This window comes from Phaeospirillum tilakii, from assembly GCF_042683125.1.
In the GTDB taxonomy this organism is placed as follows: domain Bacteria; phylum Pseudomonadota; class Alphaproteobacteria; order Rhodospirillales; family Magnetospirillaceae; genus Phaeospirillum; species Phaeospirillum tilakii.
Map to the genome: position 1 here is coordinate 1 of NZ_JBHUIY010000071.1, position 6,185 is coordinate 6,185.

The 6,185-nt window shown below is 68.9% G+C and carries 7 protein-coding genes; 1 reads left to right on the forward strand and 6 read right to left on the reverse strand.

What is annotated here, in order from left to right; all coding sequences use genetic code 11:
- Positions 1–104 precede the first annotated feature (104 nt).
- On the reverse strand, positions 105–689 hold the full coding sequence (locus ACFSNB_RS18235) for a PadR family transcriptional regulator (RefSeq protein WP_377319185.1): 585 nt from the start codon (positions 687–689) through the stop codon (positions 105–107).
- A 10-nt stretch (positions 690–699) separates the two neighbouring features.
- Complete coding sequence (locus ACFSNB_RS18240) at positions 700–1,101, reverse strand: hypothetical protein (protein WP_377319187.1); 402 nt, start codon at positions 1,099–1,101, stop codon at positions 700–702.
- Between the two features lie 296 nt (positions 1,102–1,397).
- On the opposite strand from ACFSNB_RS18240, the gene ACFSNB_RS18245 reads away from it, so the two are divergent.
- Positions 1,398–2,168, forward strand: coding sequence for a hypothetical protein (locus tag ACFSNB_RS18245; protein ID WP_377319189.1), 771 nt, complete (start codon positions 1,398–1,400; stop codon positions 2,166–2,168).
- Positions 2,169–2,264: 96 nt separating this feature from the next.
- Here ACFSNB_RS18245 and ACFSNB_RS18250 read toward each other — a convergent pair whose 3' ends face one another.
- From ACFSNB_RS18250 to yidC, 4 genes are all read right to left on the reverse strand, one after another.
- The gene (locus ACFSNB_RS18250) at positions 2,265–2,642 is read right to left on the reverse strand and encodes a helix-turn-helix domain-containing protein (protein WP_377319191.1); all 378 of its coding nucleotides are present in this window, start codon (positions 2,640–2,642) and stop codon (positions 2,265–2,267) included.
- 340 nt (positions 2,643–2,982) lie between these two features.
- Positions 2,983–3,903 carry an acetylglutamate kinase gene (argB, locus tag ACFSNB_RS18255; protein WP_377319193.1) on the reverse strand — a complete coding sequence of 307 codons (921 nt, stop codon included), beginning with the start codon at positions 3,901–3,903 and terminating at the stop codon, positions 2,983–2,985.
- Positions 3,900–4,583, reverse strand: a complete 684-nt coding sequence (gene yihA / locus ACFSNB_RS18260) for a ribosome biogenesis GTP-binding protein YihA/YsxC (RefSeq protein ID WP_377319197.1) — start codon at positions 4,581–4,583, stop codon at positions 3,900–3,902. The genes argB and yihA overlap by 4 nt, the downstream gene beginning before the upstream one ends.
- Positions 4,580–6,185: membrane protein insertase YidC (gene yidC, locus ACFSNB_RS18265; RefSeq protein WP_377319195.1), on the reverse strand; the 1,606-nt coding region annotated here is incomplete at its 5' end. The genes yidC and yihA, both read right to left, overlap by 4 nt.

The window sequence follows — 6,185 nt, forward strand, 5'->3', positions numbered from 1 at the left end:
GGGCGGCGGCGGCGGCGGCACCACCGCCCCGTCCGCGACCCGGCCGAGCGCCCCGGCCCGGGCCAGCAGACGCAGCCGCTCGCGCAACGGCGCGGCCGGCATGGTCAGCTCCGCTCGATCTCGGCGGCGGCGCGATCGAGCGCGGCGGCCACCGCCGCCACCTGGGCCTCGTCGAGCGGGCCACGCTCCAGCCGCAGCCGCAGCGCCAGCTTGAGATTCTCCACCGCGCGGCGGATCGGCGGCGCCGCCCCTTCCGGCCGGGCCGCCCCCGCCGCCGCCATCCGCTCCAGCAGCATCGCCACCGCGCCGCGATTGACGGCGAGATAGGCCTCGCCCTCCGGGGTGATGCGGTAGAGCTTGCGGTTGCCGTCGCCGGCCTCGGCCGCGACATGGCCCTGGTCCTCCAGCATGGTCAGCGCCGGATAGATCGTGCCCGGGCTCGGGGTATAGCCGCCGCCGGCCATCGCCTCGATCGCCTTGATCAGCTCGTAGCCGTGGCGCGGCTTCTCGGCGATCAGGTGCAGCACCACCAGATGCAGGTCGCCATGGGCGAACAGCCGGCCAAGCCGGCCGCGCCCGCCATGGTGATGGGGGTGCAGATGCTCAAGCAGCCCCCGGCCCCAGCGGCCGGGGCCGCCGGTCCAGTCGTCGCCCCGCGCGGCGCGGCGTTCCTTGTTCCATCCGAACATCGTCGGTCTCCTATTTTTCGTGGCGGTCAAAGGTCGCGACGATCCGCGCCGCGTCGGCCGGGCTGACCCGGAGATGGGTGGCGAGCGGCGCCGGACCGGTCGCGCCGCGCCGGGGCGGCGGGGCCTCGGCCGGCAGGGCGATCACCACCGGCCCCTGCTCGCACAGATCCAGGCAGCCGCAGGGCGCCACCGCCACCCCGCTTTCCGCCGCCGCGACGCGCAGGGCGTCCAGCACCCGGCGGCCGTCGGGGCAATGCTTGCCGACGCAGGCATACAGCCGCACCGGGCCGGGCCGTTGTTCCGGCGAGGCGGCGACCGCCTTCCCCAGACCACATCCGCCGCCGTGGCGATGATGATGAAAACCATGACGATGCCGCCCTCCGGCGGCACGCAGACGGGCGAACAGTCGCATTAGGTCTCTCCGATACAGTTTCGATAGTACGAAATGACGTTATATCGAAACCGTATCGATCCGCAAGCCCGACGATCGTCCCCGCGCCGTGGCTTGCGCCAGCGGGCTGCCGCCCGCGCCCGCTTGGGGCGAGGCCCCAAACCCCCTTCTTTTCGAAAAAAGGGGGTCCGGGGCATCGCCCCGGTTGGGTTTGGGCGAAAGCCCAATAGCGTCAAGCCGCGCCGGCCACAGGGGGGATGCCGCGGCCGGGGTTCCGTGCTTTACTCGCCGCTTCGGGCAGCAAGACGGAACGGCCGATGGTGAGGGACGACGGACCCGGGGTCCTGTGGGTACAGTTTCTGCTGGCGGCGGCGCTGGCACGGGCGGCGGCGGCGCGGCGGGGCAGCGCCGGCGACGCCGAGGCGGCGGACATCCCGTTCTGCTTCGCCGACACCCATGCCGGCGGCGGCCGGCTCGCCCCGCCGGACGGGCTGGCGGCGGTGCTGGCGGCGCGAGATTCGTTCGGGGTGGACGCGCTGCATGCCGCGCTCGACCAGGGCGCGGGCCATCCCGGCTCGTGGGTGCTGGCCGGGCGGGTGCTGGAGCGGATCGGGCTGGCGGCGGAAATCGACGTCAACGACATCGACCCGGCCCAGATCGCCCTGGCCCAGGGCCACCGCGAGGGCGGCTGGGTCCGGCTGTGGAGCCACGACTGGTTCCGCTTCCTGCGGGCGCGGGTGGCGCTGCCGCGCCGGCCGGATTTCGTCTTCATCGACCCGCCGCCCGACGATCCGCGCGGGCCGGGCTACGCCATCGACGCGGCGATCCTGCTGGAAACGCTGACGATTCCCTACATGATCACCTACCCCGCCGCCGAGGCGGACGCGCAGGCGGCGATCGATCAGATCGGCCGGCTCGGGCTCGAACTGCGACGCGCGGAAGGGGGCCAGGGGGCGTTGCTGGGGGGCGGGGCCGAGACGGTGGTGCTCGACGTGCTGGGCGATCTCGGTCGCCTCGCGCCGCTGCTGGGCGGCCAGTTCCGGCCGCGGATGCCGCGACCTGCCGCCGGGGACGATTACTGCATTTAAGGGAAACGGGGGACGCGGCGGCGGCGGCCACGGCGTCGGGAGCGGGAGGAACCGGAAGGCCTGACCCTGGGGGCTCCAGTTCCTCGCTCCGTCTGGTCAGTCGGGACTGCGTTCGCTCAACGCCTTGGCCAGATCATAGATCCGCCGCCGGACGTCGGGATCACTGATGCTGTAGTAATTGCGCACCAGTTCGAGTGTTTCGCGCCGCAGCCGGGGATCGGCTTCGTTGGACGGCATCTCGTCCTGCGACAGGTCCCGCCCCATCTGCACCGGGCTCAGATTCTTGACCTCGTCGGTCATGTCCTCGAAAAAGTAAGAGATCGGTACCTCGAGGGCCCGCGACAGATCAAACAGCCGGGAACAACTAACGCGGTTGGCCCCGCGCTCATATTTCTGCACCTGCTGAAACGTCAGGCCGATCAATTCCCCCAGTTTTTCCTGGCTGAGCCCCAGCAGGGTCCGCCGCAGACGCATCCGAGCCCCGACATGAACGTCGATCGGGTTGGGTGCGCCGGACGGGGTTCTTCCACGATTTGCCTTTTTTCTCGGCATGATCCCCTCGATACAATTTAGGGGCAGATACTTGCCTCAGTGTAGACGAAACGCAAGAGGGAAGGCCGCAAGGAATGAGAGAAAAACCATCACAATAAGATGCCACCACACTATCTCTAAGTGGAGGCAGTGCAGCGAACAACCTTTTGGATAGCGGGTGGCAAGTAAAGGGTGGCAGAGAACTGCCCTGATGGGAGGAGGGTGCCGGCGCCTGACTTATACGATGACTTTATGACAAAAGAATGTCACACGCCGGCACAGATCAATCGGCCTTGATCAGAGTCCCGACCCCGTGCGGGGTAAACAGCTCGAGCAGAACGGCATGGGGAATGCGGCCGTCGAGGATCACGGCGGCATCCACCCCCTTGGCCACCGCCTCGAGGCAGGTCTCGACCTTGGGGATCATCCCGCCGGAAACGGTGCCGTCGGCGATCGCCGCCCGCGCCTGCGAGGCGGTCATCTCGGCGATCAGGTTGCCCGATTTGTCGAGCACGCCGGGCACGTCGGTCAGCATCAGCAGGCGGCGGGCCTCGGCGGCCGAGGCGATGGCGCCGGCGGCGGTGTCGGCGTTGATGTTGTAGGTCTCGCCCGCCGGACCGATCCCGACCGGGGCGATCACCGGGATGATGTCGGACTCGCGGAAGAAGGTCAGCACGTGCGGATTGATCTCGGCCGGCTCGCCGACATAGCCGAGATCGAGCACCCGCTCGATGTTGGAATCCGGGTCCTTGTGGGTGCGGCGCAGCCGGCGGGCGCGGATCAGGTGGCCGTCCTTGCCCGACAGGCCGATGGCGAAGCCGCCGGCCTCGTTGATCGCCGAGACGATCTGCTTGTTGATCTTGCCCGACAGGATCATTTCCACCACCTCGATGGTGGCGTCGTCGGTGAAGCGCAGCCCGTCAACCCGGGGGGTGACGATGTTGAGCCGCTTCAGCATCTGGTCGATCTGCGGCCCGCCGCCATGGACCACGATCGGATTGACCCCGACCTGACGCAGCAGCACGACGTCGCCGGCGAACAGCCGGGACAGGTCGTCGGATTCCATCGCGTGGCCGCCGAACTTGATCACCACGCTCTGTTCCGAGAACAGCCGCATGAAGGGCAGCGCCTCGGACAGGGTGGTGGCGCGATCGAGCCAGGCCTGACGGTCGCGCAGCACGTCGGGGGTATCGTCACAGATCATGTCGCAGACTCTCCGCGGGCGAGGGTGGCCAGTTCGGCCCGCAGGTCGGCGAGACCGAGACCGGTCTGGGAAGAGGTGGCGATGACGCAGGGATGGGCCGCGCCGCGCTTGGCGATCTCGGCCAGCACCCGCTCCCGCGTCGCCTCGAGCGCGGCCGGGGTGATCTTGTCGGCCTTGGTCAGCACCACCTGATAGACCACCGCGGCCCGGTCGAGCATCGACATCATGTCGCGGTCGCTGTCCTTGAGGCCGTGGCGCGAATCGACCAGCACCACCACCCGGCGCAGCACCGAGCGGCCGCGCAGGAAGGATTCGACCAGCCGGGTCCAGCGCGCCACCTCGGTCTTCGGCGCGCTGGCGAAGCCGTAGCCGGGCAGATCGACCAGCACCAGCCGGCCGCCCAGGTCGAAATAATTGAGTTCCTGGGTCCGCCCCGGAGTGTTGGAGGTGCGGGCCAGCCCGTTGCGGCCGGTCAGGGCGTTGATGATGCTCGACTTGCCGACATTGGACCGGCCGGAAAAGGCCAGTTCCGGCAGATCGGCCGGCGGCAGGCCGTCGAGGGCGACCACGCCGCGCAGGAAACGGCATTCGCGGGCGAACAGCAGCCGGCCGGCCTCGACCCGCGCCGCCGCCTCGAGGGCGGCGGCATCGGGACCGGCGGCGGGGAGGTCCCCGCTCAGGGCTTGACCCCCAGCCGGCGCATGATCATCCACTGCTGGAGGATCGACAGGGCGTTGTTCCAGGCCCAGTAGATCACCAGCCCCGAGGAGAAGTTGGCGAGCAGGAAGGTGAACAGCACCGGCAGGATGCCCAGCACCTTGGCCTGGACCGGATCCGGCGGCTGCGGGTTGAGCTTCTGCTGGAAGTACATCGTCACGCCCATGATCAGCGGCCACGCCCCCAGATGGAGGAAGTGCGGCGGCGCCCACGGGACCAGCCCGAACAGGGTGAACAGGTTGGTCGGATCGGCCACCGACAGATCATGGATCCAGCCATAGAACGGCGCGTGCCGCATCTCGATGGTGACGAACAGCACCTTGTAGAGGGCGAAGAACACCGGGATCTGCACCAGCACCGGCAGGCAGCCGGACAGCGGATTGACCTTCTCCTTCTTGTAGAGAATCATCATCTCCTGCTGGAGGCGCATCTTGTCTTCGCCGAAGCGATCCTGAAGCGCCTTCACCGCCGGCTGGAGCTTCTTCATCTTGCTCATCGACACATAGGACTTGTTGGCGAGCGGGAACATCGCCAGCTTGAGGATCACCGTCATCGCCAGGATGGCGAGCCCCATGTTGCCGAGCGCCGAATGCAGCAGCTTGAGCAGATAGAAGAACGGCTTGGTCAGGAAGTAGAACCAGCCGAAATCGATCGCGAGGTCGAAGCGGTCGATCTGGTACTTGTCGGCATAGGAATCGAGCAGGCCGACCTGCTTGGCCCCGGCGAACAGGCGATAGCCGGATTCGAGCGAGGCCCCCGGCGCGACGCTGCGGGCGCCGCCGAGGTAATCGACCTGATAGCGGTCGGCATTGTCGATGCGCTGGTGGACGAAGCGGGCGGTGACCGGATCGCGCTCGGCCGGCGCCAGCGCCGCCAGCCAGTATTTGTCGGTGATACCGGCCCAGCCCCCGGTCGAGGGATGGGTGGCGGTGCCTTCCTTCTTGAGGTCGGCGTATTTCAGTTCCTTGAGGGTGCCGTCGAACACGCCGAGCGGGCCCTCATGCAGGATGTACATGTCCTCGGTGTGCGGCGTGCCGGTGCGGGCCAGCAGCGCGAACGGATGCAGCGCGACGGTGCGGGTGCCGTAATTCTCGACCCGCTGCGACACCTGGAACAGGTAATGCTCGTCGATGGTGAAGGTGCGGACGAAGCGCAGCCCCTCGCCATTGTCCCAGCTCAGCACCACCGGATGGTCGGGCGCGAGCGGGCCGGAGGATTCGGCGCTCCACACCGTGTCGGGGCCGGGCACCCGCACGCTCTGGTCGGTCGGCACGAAGCCGAACTCGGCCCAGTAGGGCTGGGCCGCGCCGGCCGGCGACAGCAGGGTGATCTCGGGGCTGTTGGGATCGGGGGTCTCGCGGTACTTGACCAGGGTCAGATCGTCGATCCGCCCGCCGGTCAGCGCGATCGAGCCGTGCAGCGACGGGGTCTCGATGCTGATGCGGCGGCTGTGGGTCAGCGCGTCGAGGCGGGCCTGAACCGGATCGGCGCCGGCCGGGGCCAGCGCCGCCGGCGCGGCCGGGGGCTGGGTGGCGGCGAGACCGCCGGGCGCGGCGGGGGCGGCC

Excerpts from the sequence above, each read along its gene's own strand:
- ACFSNB_RS18250 (WP_377319191.1), bottom strand. The coding sequence starts at position 2,642 with ATGCGTCTGCGGCGGACCCTGCTGGGGCTCAGCCAGGAAAAACTGGGG.
- ACFSNB_RS18235 (WP_377319185.1), bottom strand. The coding sequence starts at position 689 with ATGTTCGGATGGAACAAGGAACGCCGCGCCGCGCGGGGCGACGACTGG.
- argB (WP_377319193.1), bottom strand. The coding sequence starts at position 3,903 with ATGATCTGTGACGATACCCCCGACGTGCTGCGCGACCGTCAGGCCTGG.
- ACFSNB_RS18240 (WP_377319187.1), bottom strand. The coding sequence starts at position 1,101 with ATGCGACTGTTCGCCCGTCTGCGTGCCGCCGGAGGGCGGCATCGTCAT.
- ACFSNB_RS18245 (WP_377319189.1), top strand. The coding sequence starts at position 1,398 with ATGGTGAGGGACGACGGACCCGGGGTCCTGTGGGTACAGTTTCTGCTG.